This window comes from Streptosporangium sp. NPDC049248 (assembly GCF_040678965.1).
Classification (GTDB): domain Bacteria; phylum Actinomycetota; class Actinomycetes; order Streptosporangiales; family Streptosporangiaceae; genus Streptosporangium; species Streptosporangium fukuiense.
On sequence record NZ_JBFAQY010000002.1, the window covers coordinates 615,370 to 635,680 of the forward strand.

The 20,311-nt window shown below is 71.9% G+C and carries 17 protein-coding genes; 4 read left to right on the plus strand and 13 right to left on the minus strand.

What is annotated here, in order from left to right; translation table 11 throughout:
• Positions 1-69: 69 nt before the first annotated feature.
• Both AB0K21_RS06560 and AB0K21_RS06565 read right to left on the minus strand, forming a co-directional pair.
• Complete coding sequence (locus AB0K21_RS06560) at positions 70-1,326, minus strand: hypothetical protein (RefSeq protein WP_343983212.1); 1,257 nt, start codon at positions 1,324-1,326, stop codon at positions 70-72.
• Between the two features lie 334 nt (positions 1,327-1,660).
• A complete protein-coding gene (locus AB0K21_RS06565) occupies positions 1,661-1,888 on the minus strand; it encodes a zinc ribbon domain-containing protein (protein WP_343983215.1) in 228 nt (75 codons plus the stop codon).
• Positions 1,889-2,264: 376 nt separating this feature from the next.
• Between AB0K21_RS06565 and AB0K21_RS06570 the strand changes: the two genes are divergently transcribed.
• The gene (locus tag AB0K21_RS06570) at positions 2,265-4,346 is read left to right on the plus strand and encodes an ATP-dependent DNA helicase (RefSeq protein WP_364148330.1); all 2,082 of its coding nucleotides are present in this window, start codon (positions 2,265-2,267) and stop codon (positions 4,344-4,346) included.
• Between the two features lie 190 nt (positions 4,347-4,536).
• Here the strand turns inward: AB0K21_RS06570 and aroB are convergent, their stop codons facing one another.
• The 4 genes from aroB to AB0K21_RS06590 form a co-directional block, all read right to left on the minus strand.
• Positions 4,537-5,613: a 3-dehydroquinate synthase gene (gene aroB / locus AB0K21_RS06575; protein WP_364148333.1), complete on the minus strand. Its 1,077-nt coding sequence runs from the start codon at positions 5,611-5,613 to the stop codon at positions 4,537-4,539.
• The gene (locus AB0K21_RS06580) at positions 5,610-6,113 is read right to left on the minus strand and encodes a shikimate kinase (RefSeq protein WP_343983224.1); all 504 of its coding nucleotides are present in this window, start codon (positions 6,111-6,113) and stop codon (positions 5,610-5,612) included. The genes aroB and AB0K21_RS06580 overlap by 4 nt, the downstream gene beginning before the upstream one ends.
• Before the next feature lie 40 nt (positions 6,114-6,153).
• Entirely contained in the window at positions 6,154-7,332 is a 1,179-nt protein-coding gene (aroC, locus tag AB0K21_RS06585; protein ID WP_343983227.1) for a chorismate synthase, read from the minus strand.
• Positions 7,333-7,401: 69 nt separating this feature from the next.
• A complete protein-coding gene (locus tag AB0K21_RS06590; protein ID WP_364148336.1) occupies positions 7,402-8,103 on the minus strand; it encodes an A24 family peptidase in 702 nt (233 codons plus the stop codon).
• 201 nt (positions 8,104-8,304) lie between these two features.
• Here AB0K21_RS06590 and AB0K21_RS06595 point away from each other — a divergent pair, with 201 nt between their 5' ends.
• Together AB0K21_RS06595 and AB0K21_RS06600 are read left to right on the plus strand one after the other, a co-directional pair.
• The gene (locus tag AB0K21_RS06595; protein WP_364148339.1) at positions 8,305-9,297 is read left to right on the plus strand and encodes a hypothetical protein; all 993 of its coding nucleotides are present in this window, start codon (positions 8,305-8,307) and stop codon (positions 9,295-9,297) included.
• Complete coding sequence (locus AB0K21_RS06600) at positions 9,276-10,295, plus strand: hypothetical protein (RefSeq protein WP_343983237.1); 1,020 nt, start codon at positions 9,276-9,278, stop codon at positions 10,293-10,295. Before AB0K21_RS06595 ends, AB0K21_RS06600 begins: the two co-directional genes overlap by 22 nt.
• Here AB0K21_RS06600 and AB0K21_RS06605 read toward each other — a convergent pair.
• The 3 genes from AB0K21_RS06605 to arcC form a co-directional block, all read right to left on the minus strand.
• Positions 10,216-10,770 carry an SseB family protein gene (locus AB0K21_RS06605; RefSeq protein WP_364148342.1) on the minus strand — a complete coding sequence of 185 codons (555 nt, stop codon included), beginning with the start codon at positions 10,768-10,770 and terminating at the stop codon, positions 10,216-10,218. The genes AB0K21_RS06600 and AB0K21_RS06605 overlap by 80 nt on opposite strands.
• A gap of 65 nt (positions 10,771-10,835) precedes the next feature.
• Complete coding sequence (locus AB0K21_RS06610; RefSeq protein ID WP_364148345.1) at positions 10,836-11,927, minus strand: ring-opening amidohydrolase; 1,092 nt, start codon at positions 11,925-11,927, stop codon at positions 10,836-10,838.
• Positions 11,928-11,954: 27 nt separating this feature from the next.
• Entirely contained in the window at positions 11,955-12,863 is a 909-nt protein-coding gene (gene arcC, locus AB0K21_RS06615; RefSeq protein WP_343983247.1) for a carbamate kinase, read from the minus strand.
• Positions 12,864-13,113: 250 nt separating this feature from the next.
• Here arcC and AB0K21_RS06620 point away from each other — a divergent pair, with 250 nt between their 5' ends.
• Positions 13,114-13,995 carry an alpha/beta fold hydrolase gene (locus tag AB0K21_RS06620; protein WP_364148348.1) on the plus strand — a complete coding sequence of 294 codons (882 nt, stop codon included), beginning with the start codon at positions 13,114-13,116 and terminating at the stop codon, positions 13,993-13,995.
• Between the two features lie 9 nt (positions 13,996-14,004).
• Here the strand turns inward: AB0K21_RS06620 and AB0K21_RS06625 are convergent, their stop codons facing one another.
• The 4 genes from AB0K21_RS06625 to AB0K21_RS06640 form a co-directional block, all read right to left on the minus strand.
• Positions 14,005-14,733, minus strand: coding sequence for an alpha/beta fold hydrolase (locus AB0K21_RS06625; RefSeq protein WP_364148351.1), 729 nt, complete (start codon positions 14,731-14,733; stop codon positions 14,005-14,007).
• Positions 14,730-14,948, minus strand: coding sequence for an MbtH family protein (locus AB0K21_RS06630; protein ID WP_343983256.1), 219 nt, complete (start codon positions 14,946-14,948; stop codon positions 14,730-14,732). Before AB0K21_RS06630 ends, AB0K21_RS06625 begins: the two co-directional genes overlap by 4 nt.
• Positions 14,945-18,736 (minus strand): amino acid adenylation domain-containing protein, encoded by a 3,792-nt coding sequence (locus AB0K21_RS06635; protein ID WP_364148354.1) that lies wholly within the window; start codon positions 18,734-18,736, stop codon positions 14,945-14,947. The genes AB0K21_RS06630 and AB0K21_RS06635 overlap by 4 nt, the downstream gene beginning before the upstream one ends.
• On the minus strand, positions 18,733-20,311 hold a 1,579-nt coding region (locus AB0K21_RS06640), incomplete at its 5' end, for a condensation domain-containing protein (protein ID WP_364148356.1). The genes AB0K21_RS06640 and AB0K21_RS06635, both read right to left, overlap by 4 nt.

Genomic DNA, 20,311 nt, shown 5'->3' on the forward strand with positions numbered 1-20,311 from the left:
CCCGGATGTGGATCTCGTACCCGGGACACGACGGAACCCGCCTCCGGGGAACTCACGTCCCCTGGAGAGTCACCACTCCCGGCGTTCGTCCCGGTTGTCGCGGCGCCGTCCCTCGCGGCGCCTGTCGTCGTACTGGTGCTCGTCATGGCGGCGGTCGTACCGGTCGTCGTAGCCCTGTTCGGGGCGGAGCCTCTCGCCCGTGGAGTGCGGCGGGTCCTGGAGATAGGGGCGCGGCAGCCTCTGGTCGGGCGCGGACTGGCCTCCCAGACCCAGCGGGTCGGACGGATCGACGTCCTGCTGCGGGTAGGCGGGTGGCGAGCCGTACAGGTCTCTGAGGTCGGCGGGATGACCGGCCTGGTGCGGCTGTGCGGTGCCGAACGCGTAGGGATCCGGCTGCGCGGGAGCCGGATAACCGTACGGGTCGGGCTGCTGGATCCCGTGGCCCCCGGCCTGCTGCTGGGCGGCGAACCCGAAGGGGTCCGTCGAGTTCCCCTGCCCGTACTGGTCGGGGTCCGGCCGGCGGGCGGAGTTGGGGAACTGGTCGGCGTGCGGCGCGAACGGGTCGACGGGCCGTTGCTGGGGCGGCACGCCGTACGGATCGGACTGCTGGGCGCCGAACCGGTCGGCGGGCTGCTGCGCGGGCGCACCGTAGGGGTCCGGCTGCTGGGCGCCGTACGGAGCGGGCTGCTGCGCGGGCGGGTAGCCGCCCGGCATCTGGTAGGCGGCCTCACCGGACACCGGGCCCGTACCGAGCGGATCGAAGGAGTGCGGCTGCCCGTAGGGCAGGGCGTCGTTCACGATCATGTTCTCGCGCGGCACGGCGTCGGAGGAGCCGTGCCCCGGCGCCATCCGATCCTGCGACCAGTCGGGCCGATCCGGCGGAGGCACCACTCCCCGCGCGACGAGCACGTCGTTCGGCCCGAGCGCGGGAACCTGGCGGGGCTCCTCCGGCACGGGGACGTGACCGGACGGGTCGGGATACTGCTGGGGCTGGGCGTAGTCCTCGGGCCGCGGTCTGGCGTACTGACCGGTGCCGGGATACTCACTGTGGACCTGCTGCTCGGCAGGGGGGCGCTGCTCGGGGTGAACGGGCTCGCCCACCTCGTCGGGGTACTGCCCACCGGCTTGGACGAAGCCCTCGTCAAGGGTGTCGACCAGCCGCCCCACGTCGTTCATGGGCATGCGGAAACTCGCGGTGCACATCTCGCCGCGCCACAGGCTCAGCACCAGCGTGCCTTCGTGCCAGGTGACCCGGAGCACCCGCTCCTGGCCACGCTCGTCAAAGAACACCTCGCCGAACGACGGCAACGGGACAACTTCCGACATGGAGGACATAATGTACTCAAACGCCCCAAACATCCAGTTCGAGCAGGGACTTTGCAGGGCAATCGCACCTCACGCGGCGCAATCGCAGTGCAATCGCGGCGGACACCGTCACGCCGACCATCACTCTCGGTCACCGCCTAACGAGCAAAGGGTACGCATTGGAACACCTAAAGGGGACTATATCCGAGCGTAAGCTCAAGAGCAGGGGAACCCGCTCCAGGGCCCAGATGTCCTCCCAGGCTTGACCCTCACAAGGGAAAGGCCATACGCCCAGGTCAGCCTCCCGGCCCCGGGGCCGGGGCGGCAACTCCTCGCCGTCGATGGATTCGACGGTTCAGGCCGCGTCGCCGGCAACGTGGCACACCGCCCGGCGGCCGATATCGATCGCCGCGAAGTAATCCGCCGGGCCGGCGAGCCCGCACGAAACACCGCGAAAGTCATCCCGGGTAGAACGATTCCGTGTGTCGATATGGCCGCTCCCCGGACAGCTGCGGAAGGTGCCGCGCGGATCCACCGGCCGCACGACCACCCCGGCCGAAATCACTTTGTACGTCACGAACATCCGCGGTCGATGAGAACCCCACGAGCGCAGGTCCGCACACTGCCTCTGCCCCCGCTCGGGCGAGGGCGCGAGTTTGAGCATTTCCGTCACCGGCACGCACCGAGTCTGTCACTCACCGCCACCGGACGGCACCGTTTTCCGCGTTTCCTCCCCGCCGTGAACGACGGGGCCTGCGCGCGGCGATCCCGATGACCGCGCGCGGGAGCACCCCGGTGATGATCCGGCGGGTCGTCTTTCCGAACCGGGAACAGGACCCGCGACACGTGGATCACCAACCGGAGGTGCCGGTCTTCCGGAGTCGGCGAGGAAGACGGGGGCGCACCGCCCCCGCCGGAGCCGCCACGCTTGTCGGGGCGAGCCGGTACGGTTGGCTGTCGTGCCGACCGACTCCATCACCGCTCCCGAAGACGTCTCCTCAAAGGTGGATATCCCCCCGGTTGAGGATCTGCTGAGCACCGCCGTCGAGGCGGTGGGCGGGGTCGAACGCCCCGGACAGATCACCATGGTGAGGGCGGTGCAGCACGCGATCGAGTCGGGCGACCACCTGGCCGTCCAGGCGGGCACCGGCACCGGCAAGTCACTGGCCTACCTGATCCCCTCGATCAGGCACGCGATGACCTCCAAGGGGGCCGTGGTCGTCTCCACCGCCACCATCGCGCTCCAGCGCCAGCTCGTCGACCGCGACCTGCCCCGCCTCGCCAAGGCCCTCGCCCCGCAGCTGCCGCACGAGCCCACGTTCGCGATCCTCAAGGGCCGCCGCAACTACCTGTGCCGCTACAAGGCGAGCGCGGGGTGGCCCGACGAGGAGCAGGACCAGCTCTTCGACCCCCGGGAGGTCAACGCGACGGGCCGGATGGTCCAGCGCATCCAGGAGTGGGCGAACGAGACCGAGACCGGTGACCGCGACGAGCTGGTCCCCGGCGTCAACGAGCAGGCCTGGCGCCAGTTCTCGGTCAGCGCCAGGGAGTGTCTGGGAGCCACGCGCTGCCCGAGTGGCATGGAGTGCTTCGCCGAACTGGCCCGCGCCCGCGCCGGCGAGTCCGACGTGGTCGTGACCAACCACGCGCTGCTCGCCATCGACGCGATGGAGGACTTCCCGCTCCTGCCCGAGCACGAGGTGGTCGTGGTCGACGAGGCCCACGAGCTGGTCGACCGCGTCACCTCGGTGGTCAGCGGCGAGCTGTCGGAGACCATGGTCGCGGTGACCGTGCGGCGGGTCGGCAAGCTCATCGAGCAGCACCTGGCCGACCGGCTCATGGAGGCCGGAGAGGACCTCAAGGCCCTCCTCGCCGCAGCCCCCGCCGGGCGCCTCGACGAGCTTCCCGATGTGCTCGGGCTGACGCTCGCCCTGATCCGCGACTCGGCGTGGGCGTGCATCACCGCCCTTGGCCCGCGCACCGGCGACAAGGACGACCCGGAGGGCGCGGGACTGCGCAAGGCGGCCTTCACCTCCCTGGACGAGGTGCACGACACCGCGCAGCGCATGCTCGACGCCTTCGGCCACGCCGAGGAGGTCGACCGGGCCGAGGTGGTCTGGCTGGAGGCGGGCACCGACCGGCGGCCTCCCCTGCTGCGGGTGGCACCGCTGACCGTGGCGGGCATGCTCCGCGACAGGCTCTTCGGTGACCGTACGGTCATCCTGACCTCGGCCACGCTCGCCCTGGGCGGCGCCTTCGACGGTCTGGCCCGCCAGTGGGGCCTTGGCGCCGAGGGCGGCAGGAAGGAGGCGGAGGAGACAGGCGAGGAGCGCGCCGACCCCAGGTCCGGGAAGAAGGCCGGCAAGAGCCGGGCCGGTTGGAACGGCATCGACGTCGGCTCTCCCTTCGACCACCCCCGCAGCGGCATCCTCTACGTCGCCAAGCACCTGCCCCAGCCGGGGCGTGACGGCCTGCCCGAGGCCTACATCGACGAGATCACCGAGCTGATCGAGGCCGCCGGGGGCCGCACCCTCGGCCTGTTCTCCTCGATGCGGGCCGCCAAGGCGGCCACCGAGGCCCTGCGCGACCGGCTGAGCGTGCCGCTGCTCTGCCAGGGCGACGACTCCACGATGCTGCTGGTCAAGCAGTTCGCCGAGGACGAGCCGACCTGCCTGTTCGGCACGCTCTCCCTCTGGCAGGGCGTCGACGTCCCCGGCCCCTCGCTGCGCCTGGTCATCATCGACCGCATCCCCTTCCCCCGCCCGGACGACCCGCTCAGCTCCGCCCGCCAGCGCCATGTGGCCGCCAAGGGCGGCAACGGGTTCATGTCGGTCGCCGCCACCCACGCCGCGCTGCTCCTCGCACAGGGCGCGGGCCGCCTGCTCCGCAGCCAGCACGACAAGGGCGTGGTCGCGGTGCTGGACCCCCGGCTGGCGACGGCCCGCTACGCCGGGTTCCTGCGCGACTCCCTGCCGCCCTTCTGGCCCACGAACGACCCGGCGAAGGTCCGCAGCGCCCTCAAGCGCCTCAGCGCCTCCTGAAACCGCCTCGGCCCCCGGCGACCCCGGCACCGGGATCGTCAGGGGCCGCCTCCCGCTGGAGGTTCCGGGTCGCCCGGGTTCAGGTGGTGCTCTTGGCGACGGCGTGCCACGCGCCTGGCGCACGACCGGCGTCTCCCGCCCGGGGGCGACCCCAAACCCCGGGTCGCCGCGCCCGCCGGCGCCGTGAGGCTTACCGGGCGATCTTCCGATAGGCGGCTTCGAGAAGCTCCTCCGAGGGATCGGACAGCGGGGACACCTTCGCCAGGTCGTCCAGGAGGACGAAGCGCAGCATGGCGCCGCGGCTCTTCTTGTCGAGGCGCATGTGGTCGCGGAGCTCGGGCCAGGCCTCACGGCGGTAGGCGGTGGGCAGCCCGACCGAGGTCAGAATGGACCTGGTCCGCTCCACGAGGTCGGTGCCGATCCTGCCGTCCAGATGGGACAGCTCGGCCGCGTAGACCATGCCGATCGCGACGGCCTCGCCGTGGCGCATCCGGTACCGCTCGACGCGCTCGATGGCGTGTGCCAGGGTGTGACCGTAGTTGAGGATCTCCCGCAGGCCGCCCTCGCGCAGGTCGGCGCCGACGACGTCGGCCTTGATCTGGATCTTGCGCTCGATCAGCTCGCGGGTGTGCCGCCCCTCGGGGAGCCTGGCCCCCTCGGGGTCGTCCTCGATGAGAGAGAGGATCTTCGGGTCCGCGATGAAACCACCCTTGATGATCTCCGCGAGGCCGCCCACGTAGTCGTCGCGGGGCACCGAGACCAGGGTGGCCAGGTCACACAGGACCCCCGCCGGCGGATGGAAGGACCCGACCAGGTTCTTGCCCTCGGGGGTGTTGATACCGGTCTTGCCGCCCACGGCCGCGTCGACCATGCCGAGCAGTGTCGTCGGCACCTGCACCACCTTGACACCGCGCAGCCAGGTGGCGGCGGCGAACCCGGCCAGGTCGGTGGTCGCCCCTCCGCCGACGCCGACCACGGCGTCGGACCGGGTGACGCCCGCGCGGCCGAAGGCCGACCAGAGCTCCGCGACCACCTCGACGGTCTTGGCGCGCTCGGCGTCGGGCACCGGCAGCGGGACCACCTCGTACCCGGCCGCCTCGATCGCGCCGCAGACCGGGCGGGCGATCTCCGGCAGGCTCTCGGGGTGGATCACCGCGACGGTGCGGACCTTCGGCCCGAGCAGGCCGGGCAGCTCACCGAGCACTCCGGTGCCGACCACCACGTCGTACGGGCTCTCGCCGGCGACCTTGATCCTGGAGATCGTCACGGTTCCAGGCCTCTCACGATCTCGTCGACGATCTGGCCGGGCTCGCGCTCGTCGGTCACCACGACGATCCTGGCCAGCTTCTCGTAGATGGGGCGGCGGGCGTCCATCAGCTTCTTCAGCCGGCTGCGCGGGTTCAGCACGAGCAACGGCCGCGCCGAGGCCAGGCCCACCCGCTGGACGGCGTTGGCGAGACCGACCTCCAGGTAGACCACCGGATGCTCGGCCAGCAGCTCGCAGGTGGCCTCGGCGAGGATCGCGCCGCCACCGAGGGAGAGCACGCCGTCGTGCTCGGCCAGCGCCCGCCGTACGGCGTCGGCCTCCAGCTCGCGGAAGATCTCCTCGCCGTCCTCGATGAAGATGTCGCTCACCGGCTTGCCCGCCGTGCGCTCGACGTCGGTGTCGGTGTCGCGGAAGGCGACCCCGAGCCGGTCGGCCAGGAGCTGTCCGATGGTCGACTTGCCCGACCCCGGAGGGCCGATCAACACTGCACGGGGACTCATCTGCCCTCCTTGGACCGCGGCTCGCCGGCCTGGCGCCCGCTCACTTGATCACCAACGAGGAGAGGTAGCCGGACAGGTTACGAGTGACCTCCTCGACGGAGTCTCCGCCGAACTTCTCGATCGCGGCGTCGGCCAGGATCAGCGCCACCATGGCCTCCGCGACGATCGCGGCGGCCGGGACCGCGCACACGTCCGAGCGCTCGTGGTGGGCCTTGGCCGCCTCGCCGGTCAGCACGTCGACGGTGGCCAGCGCCCTGGGGACCGTGGAGATCGGCTTCATCGCCGCGCTGACGCGCAGCGGCTCGCCGTTGGTCATGCCGCCCTCGACGCCACCGGCCCGGTTGGTGATCCGGCGGATGCCACCGGAGGTGTTCTCGATCTCGTCGTGGGCCAGGGAGCCGGGGCGGCGGGCGGTCTCGAAGCCGTCGCCGACGGCGACACCCTTGATCGCCTGGATGCCCATCAGGCCGGCCGCGAGGCGGGCGTCGAGGCGGCGGTCCCAGTGGGTGTAGCTGCCCAGGCCCGGCGGCAGACCGTAGGCGACCACCTCGACGACGCCACCGAGGGTGTCGCCGTCCTTGTGCGCCTTGTCGATCTCGGCGACCATCGCCGCGCTGCCCTCCGGGTCGGCGCAGCGCACCGGGTCGGCGTCGATCGCCGCCAGGTCGTCGGGGCCGGGGATGACACCGGGGGTGGTCGCCGCCCCGCCGATCGAGACGACGTGGCTGACGATGTCGACGCCGAGGGCCTGCTTGAGGAAGCTCCGCGCCACCTGGCCGAGCGCGACACGGGCCGCGGTCTCGCGGGCGCTGGCCCGGTCGAGTACCGGGCGGGCGTCGTCGAAGCCGTACTTCTGCATGCCCGCGAGGTCGGCGTGGCCCGGACGGGGGCGGGAGCGCGGCGCGTTGCGCGCCTGCCCCTCCAGCACGGCCGGGTCGACGGGGTCGGCCGCCATGACCGTCTCCCACTTGGGCCACTCGGTGTTGCCCACCCGGATGGCGACGGGACTGCCGAGCGTGCGGCCGTGACGGACCCCGCCCACGATGGTGACGACGTCCTGCTCGAACTTCATCCGTGCCCCGCGGCCGTAACCGAGGCGGCGACGGCGCAGCGCCTCGTCCAGCTGGGCGGTGGTCACCTCCACCCCTGCGGGCAGGCCTTCCAGGATCGCGACGAGTTCGGGGCCGTGAGACTCTCCGGCGGTCAGCCAACGCAACATGCTGACAAGTCTTCCATGTGTCGCTCACTGGAATGGCCCCGGTTCACCCAGTGAGACATCCGCCGGCGGTCAGAGCGCGGTGAGGACCGCGGCGAGGGCGCCGACGGCCATGAAGGGGCCGAAGGGGATCTCGCTCTTGCGGCCCGCGCGGCGCAGGACCATCAGGGCGGCCCCGTAGACGCCCCCGGCCACCAGACCGAGGAAGGCCCCGGTGACCAGGGTGTCCCAGCCCAGCCAGCCGAGGGCGGTGCCCAGGCTCGCCGCGAACTTGACGTCGCCCAGCCCCATTCCCGCCGGATTGATCAGGAGCAGCACCAGGTAGAAGCCCGCCAGGGCGAGGCCGCCCAGACCCGCGCCGAGCAGATCGCCGAGGCGGCCGTCGACAAGGGCCGACGCGGCGAGCGGTACGGCGATTCCCAGGTAGGCGGCCAGGGTGAGCCGGTCGGGCAGCCGGTGGACGGCGACGTCGACGAAGGACAGGGCGACGGCGACCACCGCCAGTCCCCCGAAGGCGAGCAGCTCCCCCGCCCTGCCGGCCGCGGTGCTCGCCGTCCCCGCGGGCGTGCCGGGCCACAGCGCCCGCAGTACGAGAGCGGCCAGCACCACCGCGGTGGTCACCTCCACGGCCCCCGCCACCGGCCGGGGCCGCCCGGGCCGCTCTCCGTCGGGCGCCGAGTGGCGGGCCACCACCCGCCGCGTCCACAGCCCGATCACCGCACCCGACGCGGCCGCCGCCAGGACCGGGAGGAGCGGCGCCGCCACGAGACTCACGAGACCACCGCCCCGCGGACCCGGGGACGGCTGGGGGGCCGGTGGGCCCGGTCGGCATACTCGCTCACGGAGCGACCATAATCCGCGAACCCCTGCCCCGCCGGGGATCTGAGGGTTCGAAGTGACCTCGAAGGTCATTGACGGGGCTCGCGATGATCACGGAGGCTGTATCCGACCCCCAGGTCCGGAGGGACGGTGCGCATGGACACGGATCGCTTCAGCAAGCTGCCCGCGGTCATCGCGTCATTCGTTCTCCTTCCGGTGCTGCTCGAACTCCTCGCCTGGTACATCGAGGGCGAGGAGTACGACGTGGCCCGCGCGGCCACCGTGGTCCTGGTGATCGTGATGCTCGCCCTCATCTCCACCGTGCTCGGCCGGATCAGGGCACGGCTGCCGGTGCTGATGGTGATCGCGCTGACGGGCACCGCGGCTGTCGAGGTGGTGCTGGGGTTCGTGGCGGCGTTCGGTCCCGTGCTCTGGCGGGGCGGGCTGCCCGGCGAGTTGCACGGCCTGATCACCACGGGGGTGAGCGCGTTCGCCTTCGTCACCGGCGTCTACCTGCTCATCCAGTATCGCCGGGGCCTCTACCTGCCGTACCTGGAGGCCGGGATGGGCCCGCTGCCCACCGCCACCAAGCGCAGGGTGATCGGCGAGTCGGAGATCCTGATCCGTACCCTGCCGGACATCGGCCCCTCGGTGGAGAAGGCGCTGACCAGCTGCGTCGCCATGGTCGACCAGGAGGACCTGCACTTCGTGGCCTACTTCGGCGACCTGCGGTGCTGTTTCTACACCGACGTGCTCGACGACGCGGACCTGGCCCACTTCTTCCACGACACCGACCCGGAGGAGCGCCGGAGGATCTATCTCAAGGCGGGCAACCAGCTCAACTGGCTCACCCAGCGGCTCAACCAGCAGCTGCGCCGGCTGGAGGGCGGCGTCCTGATCCGCACGGTCCTCGACGTGGAGCGCGGGGCCATGTTCTTCTACTGGATCGACGAGACCCGTTACCTGATCGGGGTGACGCTGGACCAGCGCAGGGTCGACGTCGCCGACGACAAGATGGCCAAACTCGTGGACACGATCCGCGGGCACTTCACCCTTCCGCCGATCAACCAGCGACAACGCCCCGCGAGACCTCAGGGGCACCTGCGATCCATCCCAGGGAGTGAACGGTGGCCCGAATCGGGCTCTTGATCGTCGTCGTCGGTCTCGGCTGGCTGGCCGCCGACCTGGGCGGTCTGCGTGATCTGGAACACTCAAGCGCGTACGTGCTGTTCAGCAGCCTGTTGCTGGCGATCGGCCTGTACGGCAGCACGCACGGGATCGACCGCGCCGAGGCCAGGGAGCACTCCCGGCTGATCGTGCTCGCGGTCACCGTCGGGGTGCTGCTCAAGACGGCGTTCATCGCCGGTGTCGTCTACCTCGTCTCGGGCGACCCCCGGGCACTGATCATGGCGGTGGTGGTCGCCCAGATCGACCCGCTCTCGGTCGCCGGGGTGATGCGGAACAGCCGGCTCTCAAGCCAGGCGAAGACGATCCTCGGGGCGTGGTCCTCCTTCGACGACCCGGTGACGATCATCCTGGCCGTCTACGCGGCGGCACTGGTCAGCGGCTCGGGAGGGGGCGGCCTGTCGGCCTCGTACTTCGCCGACCTGGGGTTGAACGTGCTGTTCGCGGCCGGGGTCTACCTGCTCTGGCGGCTGGTCAGGAACGCTCCGCCGGTGCTGACCTACCTGACGGCGGTCGGGGCCGTCGTGTCGGCCGCGTGGAGCTCCCTCATGCTCGGCCTGGCGACCGCCGGGCTCTACCTGCGCATGCCCGACGCGCGCTGGCTGGGGCGGGCGGTGAGCGCGGCGTTCGCGCTGTCCGCGTTCCTGATGGGCCTGCTGCTCGTCGGCGGGACGAACATGGGCATGGGGGTGCTGCTCGGGCTGGCCGCGTACGCCGCGCAGATGGTCGCCGCGCTGGTGCTCACCCACGGCCTGCCGCTGATCGACCGGGTACACCTGGGGCTTGCCCAGCAGAACGGCGTGACCGCCGTGATCCTCGCCCTGGTCTTCGAACGCGACTTCGGCGGGTTCGTCGCCGTGATCGCCCCGGCGATTCTGACGATCAACCTCGTCCACGCGGTGGCCAACCGAACCGCCGACGTCTGGGAGGCTCGGCGATCTCTTCCATCCGTGCCACTGTGACCTCGGGGCCCAGCTCGTCAAGGGTGCCCGACTTGACCGCGGCGAGTGCCCGCAGCAGAGCACCCTCGATCACGAAGGGCACCGGGCCCGCGACGTCGATCACCACCGCGGCGGTGTTCTCGTGCACCGCCGCCTGGCAGACCTGAAGGATCGTGGCCTGGATGGGCCTGGCGTCCCGGCGCCACCGCCGCAGCGGCTCCATCCCGGTGAAGGAGAGCACCGCCTCGCGCCCGTCCGCGCCGACGAGCTTCGGCAGAGCCATCTCGCTCTCCTTCTCCTGCCGCAACCCGTGCTCGCCGATCTCCGACTCCTTCAGCAGGGCGACCACGGGCACCAGCAGCCGTGTCCCGCTCAGCGCGGCGACGACCGCACCGGCCTCCGCCTCCCCCGCGGCGAAGGCGGCGAGCGCGGATGTCACGGCGGCGTCGGCGGCGCCGTCGTCGCCGGGGACCAGGGGCTGCGGAATACTCGGCACGAACCGGGAGCCTACCCGCGGTGGCGCTCGGGGAGGATTTCCGCCCCCGCCCGAGCGCGTCCCCGTCAGCCGAGGTCGGCGATGGCGGCCACCGGGCCGCCGCCGCTCGGGCCCTGGTGGACCGCGGCGACCGAGACGAACACGGCCGGGTCGCCGGTGACGCTGGCCGCGACGCCGCCCACGGTGGCCTTGATCTGGCGGTGCCAGTGCACGTCGGAGTCGTCGAGCATGATGTTGCGGCGGCCCCGCACGCTGCCCGACGGGTCGGCCTCGCACTTCATGAAGACGTTGACCAGCCGGTCGCCCAGGTCGGAGGGATGGGGGCGGTCGGGCAGCTCGATGCCGCTGGAGCGGATGGCCTCCCAGATGCCGTCGGCGTCCAGCGCGTCCCGCATGACCGAGTGGCCGATCCGGTAGCGGCCGCCGATGCCACGTACGTTGCCGACGACCACGATCTGGGCCCGGTCCAGCTCGACGCCGGAGGAGCAGGACGCGACGGAGGAGTAGAGCGACAGGTCGCGGTGGATCTGGTCGGCGGCAGGCATCTCGATCTCGCCGAGCGCGACGGCGATACCGAGCGCGGTGGTGGAGTTGGAGATGTCCATCGACGGGCCGGTGTCCTCGATCACCACGTCCTTGCCGCGCGACTTGGCGTCGTTGATCGTGGACAGGGTGAGCAACGGGGTCTTGGTCTGGACATAGTGGACGTCGGCGGGGTCGTCGATCCCGGCCAGCTTCATGGCCTCACGCACTCCGGCGGCGACCTTCTCCACCATCGCGGGCCGGCCGATGTCCTCGGGCAGGATCACATCGCTCATCGCGATGCCGACGCTCACCCGCGGCTCGTCGCTCGGCTCGGCGTTCGCCGTGGTGGCGAAGATCGTGGCATGCGGGCTGAGCACGCCGTCGGTGCCACCCGACCACACCAGCGGCACACTCTGGGGGGAAGGATGCCCCTTGGCCTCCAGCACCTCGCGAAAGGCCCTGTCGGCCAGGATCCGGGTGTAGTCGTTCACCCCGCCGTTGCCCTCGGTCTTGCCGATCACCGCGAGCACCCGGTGCGCCTCGATCACCCCGTCGTCGATGAGCCGGGCCAGCCCGGAGGCGTCGGTCACGCTCTCGATGGGCACCTTGCGCACTTCAATGGGTTCCGGCATCCCTGCCACCTTTCAATCGCGTCGTGTTCACTTTCGCACCACGGTGCCGCTCTCGCCGGTGAGCGCCGCCCCGATGTTCTCCAGGGAGGTGATCACCGACCGGTCGCCGCCCTGCTCGACGAAGCGCAGCGCGGCCTCGACCTTCGGCCCCATGCTGCCGCCGGCGAAGTGCCCGGCGGCGTGCAGTACGCGCAACTCGGCCGCGGTGACCGCGCCCAGGGGTCTGGCCTGGGCCGTGCCGAACCCGACGACGGCCCCCGGGACGTCCGTCGCGATGACCAGGACCGTGGCCCGCACGTCCCGGGCGAGCACCGCCGCCGCCAGATCCTTGTCGATCACGGCCTCGACCCCGCCCAGCCGCCCTCCGGCGTCGCGGGCCACGGGCACGCCGCCACCACCCGCGGCCACGACGGTGAAGCCGGCGGCCACCAGCGCGGCGATCGCGGGGGCGTCGAGGATCTCCAGCGGCTCGGGAGAGGCCACCACGCGGCGCCAGCCCCGGTCGAAGCGGCGCCAGGTCTGCCCGAGCTCCTCGAATCGACGGGCCTCCGCCTCGCTGAAGTAGCGGCCGATCGGCTTGACCGGGTCCTGGAAGGCCGGGTCGGCGGGGTCGACGAGCGTGCGGGTGACCACGACGGCCGCGCGGCCGTCGAGCGCGTTGAGGACGAGGGTGCCTATGGTGGCCTGCGTCTGCGCCCCGCACCAGTCGAGCGGCACCGGAGGCACGACGTGCGCGGCGAGCTGGTTCTTCAGGATCAGGTTGCCGACCTGGGGGCCGTTGCCATGGGTGAGGGTCACCCGGTGGCCGTCCGCGACGAGCGCGGCGACATGGCGGACGGCCTGCTCGACCGCACGGCGCTGGTCACCGGGTGAGGCCCCGCCGTCGGGCCCCGTCATCGCGTTGCCACCGAGCGCGATCAGTACTCGTTCACCCACAGGCTGACGCTAACGGCCCCCGCGCCTCGCCTCATGGGCACTCACTGCCCAAGGAAGGCCAACTCTTCGACACAATCCGCCAGCCGGGTGGCCTTCCGGGGCGCAGACACCCCCGGCTGTGGCATCGGCAGGGGAATCGCTTGTCGCGGAGTGCCAACTTTGGGGCGGCAACAGGTGCGGGCGGGGCATAGCTCCGGAGCGGGGTCGCGAGAAAGGCTCTTGTCCGGCGTTCTTTCTGAGGAGAGATCGAGTGGGGCAGCTCCGTCTCGGCCACATCATCGTGATCGTCCTGTGTGTCGTGACGGGGTTCGCGGTGCTCACCGTCGCGGCCGGCACGCTCACCGGCGGGCGGTCCTCGTCCCCGCCGCCCAAGGTGGACATGGTCGCCGAGGCCAGGCGGCTGGCCTCGGCGGGACTGTCGAAGGCCAACGACTTCGACTGCCGGCCCGGCGAGGACGCGCCGTACCCGGTGGTGCTCGTGCACGGCGCGAGAAGCACCGGCGCGGCGACCTGGCCCGTCGCGGCCCCCTACCTGAGCAAACAGGGCTACTGCGTCTTCGCCCTCGACTACGGCTGGAGCAACTCGATCAGGCGCTCGGCCCGGACGCTGGGCGACTTCGTGGACGGGGTGCTCCAGGCCACCGGGGCCCGGAAGGTGGCGATCGTCGGGCACAGCCTCGGGGGGATCGTCCCCCGGGCGTACCTGCGCTCGGAGGGCGGGTCGGGCAAGGTGTCCGAGCTGGTCACCCTGGGGGCGCCGCACCACGAGCTGACCGGGGAGCTGCGCAGGAGCTGCGGCGGGGAGACTGTCTGCGACGAGCTCCGCTCGGACTCGGCCCTGATGAAGGAGCTCAACACCCCCTCCATGGTCGAGCCCGGCGTCGACTACACCGCGCTCGGGCTGAAGGCCGAGCAGGAGGCCGCCTCGACCTTCGTCGAGGGGCCGCCCGAGCAGGTGACCAACCGGATGCTCCAGGACGACTGCCCGCTCAAGGGGATCATCGAGGGTGCCATCGGGCACAACCTGGAGGCGCTCGATCCGGTGATGCTCTCCTATGTCAACAAGGCGCTGGAGACTCCCGGGCCGATGCCCCGCGGCTACCGGCCGGACTGCTTCGCGCTCATCCTCTGATCGGCTCGCTCAGCCCGCGAGCAGCCGGGTGATCTCCCCGACCACCGGCGCGCGCTGCGGCTGCAGGTAGAAGTGGTCGCCGGGAAAGATCGTGAGAGAGAAGTCGGAGATCGTGCGGGCCTCCCATGACTTGGCCTGGGCCGGGGTGACCTCTGGGTCCGCGTCGCCGACGAGGGCGGAGATCGGGGTGTGCAACGGGGGCCCCGGGCGATGGCGGTAGGCCTCGACCAGCCGGAAGTCGGCGCGGATGTAGGGCAGGACGATCTCGCGCATCGCCCGGTGGGAGAGGATCTCCACCTCGGTACCGCCGAGCTTGGCCAGCTCGGCGACGAGGCGGTCGTCGTCGTACTCCGAGATCGCGCGCCTCTCCCGGGACTCGTGCGGTGCCCTCGCCCCGGACACCAGAAGCCGCGCCGGGGCGAGTCCCCTGGCCTCCAGGCGGCGCGTGACCTCGTAGGCGAGCGTCGCTCCCATGCTGTGCCCGAACAGCGCGAAACGCCGGTCGAGCAGTGGCGACATCGCCTCGGTCACCAGGTCGGCCAGCGTGTCCATGTCCTCCGGCGACGGCTCTCCGAACCGGTCCGCCCTGCCTGGCAGCTGCGTCGCGTGGAGCTCGACGGAGCCGGGTAGCAGCGCGGGCCAGTCCCGGTAGGCGGTGGCCGACCCGCCCGCGTGCGTGAAGCAGAACAACCGCGTGGTCGCCCCCGGGCGGGGGGAGGCGCAGCGCAGCCAGGTCATACGTTTCCCTCGTGTGCCCGGATCAGGCTGTTGGGCCGCATGTCGGTCCAGTTGGCCTCGATGTGGTCCAGGCAGGCCTGCCTGGAGTCCTCGCCGAAGGCGACGGTCCAGCCCGCCGGGATCTCCGACCAGGCGGGCCAGAGAGAGTACTGGCCCTCGTCGTTGATCAACGCCAGATAGACGCCCTCGGGGTCCTCGAACGGGTTGCTGCTCACTCTGTGTCCTCTCTGAGAAGGGCGGCGATCTCCGCGACGGGCCCGGGACTCAACATGTTCGCATGGTCGCAGGCGACCTGGTGATCACGGATGGCGCCGGTGACGTACGGCTTCCAGTCGGCAGCCGTGGGACCGCCCTCCTCGTGGCCGTGTGCCGCGGTCACGAAGAGCACATCCCCCTCGAACATCCTCGGTACGTACTCCTCGGAAATCTTCACACCGTTCCGGTAGTTCCGGTAGACCGCCGTCAGCGTCCGCTCGTCCAGCGTGGCGTACGGGCCGCCCCGCTCGCGCAGGAACTCCACGACGTCGCCGATCTCGCCCGGCCCGTCGTAGTCGATGGCCGAGAGCAACTCGACCAGCACATCGCGCTCGTCCGGGTTGATCTCCTGGCCCGGGTAGGAGTCGAGCAGCGCCAGCAGCGCGACCTCCTCCCCCCGCTCGCGCAGCTCCACGGCCATGGCGTGGGCGATCAGACCGCCCATGGACCAGCCCGCCAGCCGGTACGGCCCGTGCGGCCGGACCTGGAGCAGGCGCTCCAGGTAGTCCAGGGCCATCGCCTCGATCGACGGGGCCACGTAGTCGGGCTCGGCCAACACCCTGGCCTGGAAGGCGTAAAGGGGCTGGTCGGGGCCGAGGTGGCGGAGCAGTCCCGCGTACGGCCAGCCGAGCCCGGCACCGGGGTGCACGCAGAACAGCGGCGGCCGGGAGCCCGAGGCACGCAGCGGGAGCAGCATCTCCAGCCCGCCCTCTCCCAGGTCCCGCGTGCTCTTCCCCCGCGCGCGGGCGAGCGCCTCGGCCGTCTGGTGGGCGAACACCTCGCGCGGGCTGATCACCAGCCCCTCCCGCGCCGCGAGGGAGACCAGCCGGATCACGCCGATGCTGTCACCCCCCAGGTCGAAGAACCCGTCGTCGGCGCCGACCCGCTCCAGGCCGAGCACCTGGGCGAACAGCCGGCAGAGCGACTCCTCCTCGGGGGTGCGAGGGTCACGCCCCGCGGCGGTAGCGGACCCCGAGGGCAGGGCGGCGCGGTCCACCTTCCCGTTCGGGGTGAGCGGCAGCGCGTCCAGGCCGATCACCGACGACGGCACCATGTACTCGGGGAGCGTCCGCCCGGCGAACCGCCGCAGTTCCTCGGCCGCCACGGCGCCGACCACGTAGGCGAGCAGGCGGCGGTCACGGACGGTCACGGCCACCTGGACGACATCCGGGTGCCCGGCCAGGGCCGCCTCGATCTCCGCCGGCTCGATGCGGAACCCCCGGAGCTTGACCTGGCGGTCGGCACGGGTCAGGTACTCCAGCTCGCCGTCCGCCGACCACCTGACCACGTCCCCGGTCCGGTACATCCGCCCGCCGTACGGGCAGGCGACGAACCGTTCCGCGGTCAGCGCCGGGCGGCCGAGATAACCGCGGGCCAGCCCGGCGCCCGCCAGGTACAGCTCGCCCGGTGCCCCCGGCGGGACCGGCCGCAGGAAGCCGTCCAGCACGTAGGCGCGCATGCCGTCCATGGCCCGCCCGATGGGCGGCGTGCCGGCGCGGGAGACAGCGGAGACAGGGTGGTGGGTGGCGTACGTCGTGGTCTCGGTGGGTCCGTAGACATGGCCGAGCAGGGTCCGCGGGCAGGCCGCCAGCACCCGGCGCATGGCCGCTGCCGAGGCGGCCTCACCGCCGGTGAGGACCTCGGCGAGCGGCGCGAACGTGCCCGGCGCCTCCTCCGCGACCAGGTTGAACAGTGCCGTCGTGATGAACAGCGCGGTCAGGCGGTGCCTGGCGACGAGACCGGCGAACGCGCCGGGACCGAGGTCGCCCGGCGGCGCGATGACGACGGTGCCGCCGCGGAGCAGCGGCACCCAGATCTCGTAGGTGGAGGCGTCGAAGGCGTGCGGCGAGTGCATCAGCACCCGCCGGTGCCGTTCCCACCTGCGATCCGCGGCCAGGGCCACGACGTCGCACTGCCGCACCGCGACCCCCTTCGGTGTTCCCGTCGAACCCGAGGTGTAGATGACGTACGCGAGATGCTCGGGGTGAACCTCGACCCGTGGCTCCGGCGGTGCCGGATCGGCCGGGACGGGCTCGTCCACCCGGACCACCTGGGCGGCGTGCTCGAATCCGGGGGAACGGTCGGTCACCAGTACCGGAGCGCCGGTGTCGGCCATCACCCAGCTCATCCGGTCCGGTGGGTAGCCGTGGTGGATCGGGACGTAGGCTCCCCCCGCCTTGGCGATGGCCAGGGTCGTCACGACCACGTCGGCGGACCTGTCGAGCAGGACCGCGACCGGCGTCTCAGGGCGGACGCCCAGCCCGATCAGCCGGTGAGCCAGCCGGTTGGCCCGGCCGTCCAGCTCGGCGTAGCTGAGGGAGAAGCCGTCGCCGACGACGGCCTCGGCGTCCGGCGCCCGCCGCGCCCGCTCGGCGAAGGCAATCGCGATCGTCGCCGCGGCCCCGGGCACGGGAGGGGGTTCGGGGCCGTTCCACTCGTCAAGGATCCGGACGCGCTCGTCGGCGGAGAGCGGGTCGAGCCGGGCGAGCGGCAGCTCGGGGTCGGCGGCGACGGCCCCGAGAAGAAGGACGAGCCTGTCCAGGAGCCCGACGGCCTCGGCGTGCGGGACGACGTCGGGGCGATGGTCGAGTCGCAGGGAGAGGCGCTCACCGGGGACGACCGCCAGGGCCAGCGGGTAGTGGGTCGCGTCGCTGCCCGAGGCACCCGCGAGCCGCAGTCCCGCCTCCACGCCCGCTTCCGCGGAACGGTCGTTCAGGGTCGCGGTGTCGAGAGGGTAGTTCTCCAGGACCGTCATGGTGTCGAAGAGCCGCCCCAGCCCGCAGGCGCGCTGGATGTCGGACAGGCCGAGGTGGTGATGGGCGAACAACTCGGACTGCTCCGCCTGGAGGCGTTCGAGCAGCCCGGCCAGGGTCTCGGCGGGGTGCAGCCGTACCCGGACCGGCAGGGTGTTGATGAACAGCCCGATCATGCGTTCGGCGCCGGGCAGCTCGGGTGGGCGGCCGGAGACCGTACCGCCGAAGACGACGTCGTCGCGGCCGGTCAGCTGGGCCAGTAGCAGCGCCCAGACCCCCTGGACCGCCGTGTTGAGGGTGAGCGATCGGGCGCGCAGCACAGAGGTGAGGCGGCCGGTGAGGTCCTCGTCGAGGTGGGCTCGGACGCATCCGGGATTCACCGGCGTCCGGGTGGCGAGGTCCGGGGCTACGAGGGTCGGCCCGGCTACCCCGTCCAGGGCGCGGCACCACGCCTCCCGCGCGGCGGCCCGGTCCTGGCGTGCCAGCCAGGCCAGATGGTTGCGGTACGGCGGCGCGGGGGCGGGCTCCTGGCCCGAGTACAGCGCGAACAGCTCGGCCGCCAGCAGCGGTGTCGACCAGCCGTCCAGCAGGATGTGATGGTTGGTGAAAACCAGCCGGTATCTCTGGGTGCCACTCCGTACCAGCACGAACCGCATCAACGGCGGCCGGGACAGGTCGAACCGCCGGGCCCGCTCCTCGGCGGCCACCGTCTCGGCGTCGGTTCCCGCCACCTCCCGCCAGGGCACCTCCACCCGCCGGTGCACCAGCTGCACGGGATCTCCCCCCGCCCGCTGCCGGAACGAGGCCCGCAGGTTGGCGTGGCGGTGCACCAGCCGGCAGGCCGCGTCCCGCAGCGCGGGGACGTCGAGGGCGCCCTCCAGCTCCAGCACGAGCTGCGCGGTGTAGACGTCGGGCGCCGCCTCGTCGAACACGGCGTGGAAGAACAGGCCCTGTTGCAGCGGCGACAACGGCAGGATGTCCTCAAGCTGGCTCACCGTGCGCTCCACTCCGCGTCGAGTTCCGCCGCGAACGCGTCGATCTCTTCCTGGCTGATGGAAATCAGCAGGTCCGACGGGGTCAGGCCGTCTCCGGTGTGTCGGGACAGGCCGGTGAGGGCGGTGAACCACGCCTCAGCCAGTTCCCTGACCTGCTCCTCGCCGTACAGGCGCCCGGCCCACGACCAGGTCGCCGAGAGGCGCGGCCCGTCCGGCAGGTCCCTGGTGAGGGCGTTGACCTCCAGCGCGTGCGGGAGCGCGAGGTCGTCCGCGTGCCCACCGCCCACCGCCTCCGACTCAGGCGCCGGGGACCAGTCCGCACCTGTGGCGGCCTCGACGCGGCCGAGGTAGTTGAAGGCCAACTCCGGTACGGGACAGCGGGCCAGCTCCCGCGCGGTGACGGGGTTGAGGTGGCGGAGCAGGCCGTAACCGATGCCTTCGCCGGGAGTCGCACGGAGCTGCTCCTTGACGCGTTTTATCGCCCGCGCGGCGGTGGGCCCCGGAAGGTCGGTCCAGTCGGCGGGACCCGCGTCGAGCCTGACGGGGTGGATGGTGGTGAACCAGCCCACGGTCCTGGACAGGTCGACGTCGGGGAAGATCTCCTCACGGCCGTGTCCCTCCAGGTCGAGGAGGACCTCCCGCTGCCCGGTGCAACGGGTCACGGCCAGGGCGAGCCCGGCGAGCAGCACGTCGTTGACCCGGCCGCGGAACGCCGCCGGGAGCCGGGTGAGCAGCGGAACGGTGACATCGGCGGGAAGTTCGAGCGTGAGGTGGCGCTGGGTGGCGAAGGTGTCCGTGGACGGGTCCAGCCGCCCGGTGCCGCCACCGAGCGTGCGGGTCCAGTGATCGAGCTCGCCGACCCTGCGGGCCGCCTCGTCGTGCAGGCGGTGTGCCCAGGTACGGAAGGAGGTGGGCACCGGCTCCAGCACCGGGACGGTCGGCTGAACCGCCCCCTCGTGAACGGCCTCTTCGTGAGCCGCCGCTGGCGGGGCCGCTTCCTGGCCGGTCGCGTGCCAGGCGGTGAACAGATCCGGCAGCAGGATCCGCCAGGACACCCCGTCCACCGCCAGATGATGCACCGTCACCACCAACCGGCCCGACACCTCCGCCCCGGCGTCCAACCACGCCACCCGGACCAGCTGCCCGGCCACCGGATCCAACCCCGACCGCGAGACGACCGCCTCCTCGGCCACCGCGGCGGCCAGATCCCCCGGCTCCCCCGACACCTCCACCCGCCGCACACACCCGTCGGCCACCACCGCCCCCCGCGGAGCGACCTCATACCCCCCGTCCACCGACACCCGCAACCGCAGCACGTCATGGTGATCCAGCACCACCCGCACCGCGCAGATCAGACGATCCAGCCCCAACCCGGGAGGAACCTGAAGAACCACCGTCTGGCTGAAGTCACCGATCGGCCCGGCCAGGTCATTCAGCCAGGCCATGATCGGGGTCGCGGGGAACCACCCGACCCCCGCCTCCTCCGGCTCACCCCGCCGCTGCCGCTCCTCGACCGCGACCGCGGCCAACTCCCGCACACTCTGATACCGGAACACATCCCGAGGCGAGAACACC

Excerpts from the sequence above, each read along its gene's own strand:
- AB0K21_RS06560 (WP_343983212.1), bottom strand. The coding sequence starts at position 1,326 with ATGTCGGAAGTTGTCCCGTTGCCGTCGTTCGGCGAGGTGTTCTTTGAC.
- AB0K21_RS06565 (WP_343983215.1), bottom strand. The coding sequence starts at position 1,888 with ATGTTCGTGACGTACAAAGTGATTTCGGCCGGGGTGGTCGTGCGGCCG.
- AB0K21_RS06580 (WP_343983224.1), bottom strand. The coding sequence starts at position 6,113 with ATGAGTCCCCGTGCAGTGTTGATCGGCCCTCCGGGGTCGGGCAAGTCG.
- aroC (WP_343983227.1), bottom strand. The coding sequence starts at position 7,332 with ATGTTGCGTTGGCTGACCGCCGGAGAGTCTCACGGCCCCGAACTCGTC.
- AB0K21_RS06595 (WP_364148339.1), top strand. The coding sequence starts at position 8,305 with ATGGACACGGATCGCTTCAGCAAGCTGCCCGCGGTCATCGCGTCATTC.
- AB0K21_RS06610 (WP_364148345.1), bottom strand. The coding sequence starts at position 11,927 with ATGCCGGAACCCATTGAAGTGCGCAAGGTGCCCATCGAGAGCGTGACC.
- AB0K21_RS06625 (WP_364148351.1), bottom strand. The coding sequence starts at position 14,733 with ATGACCTGGCTGCGCTGCGCCTCCCCCCGCCCGGGGGCGACCACGCGG.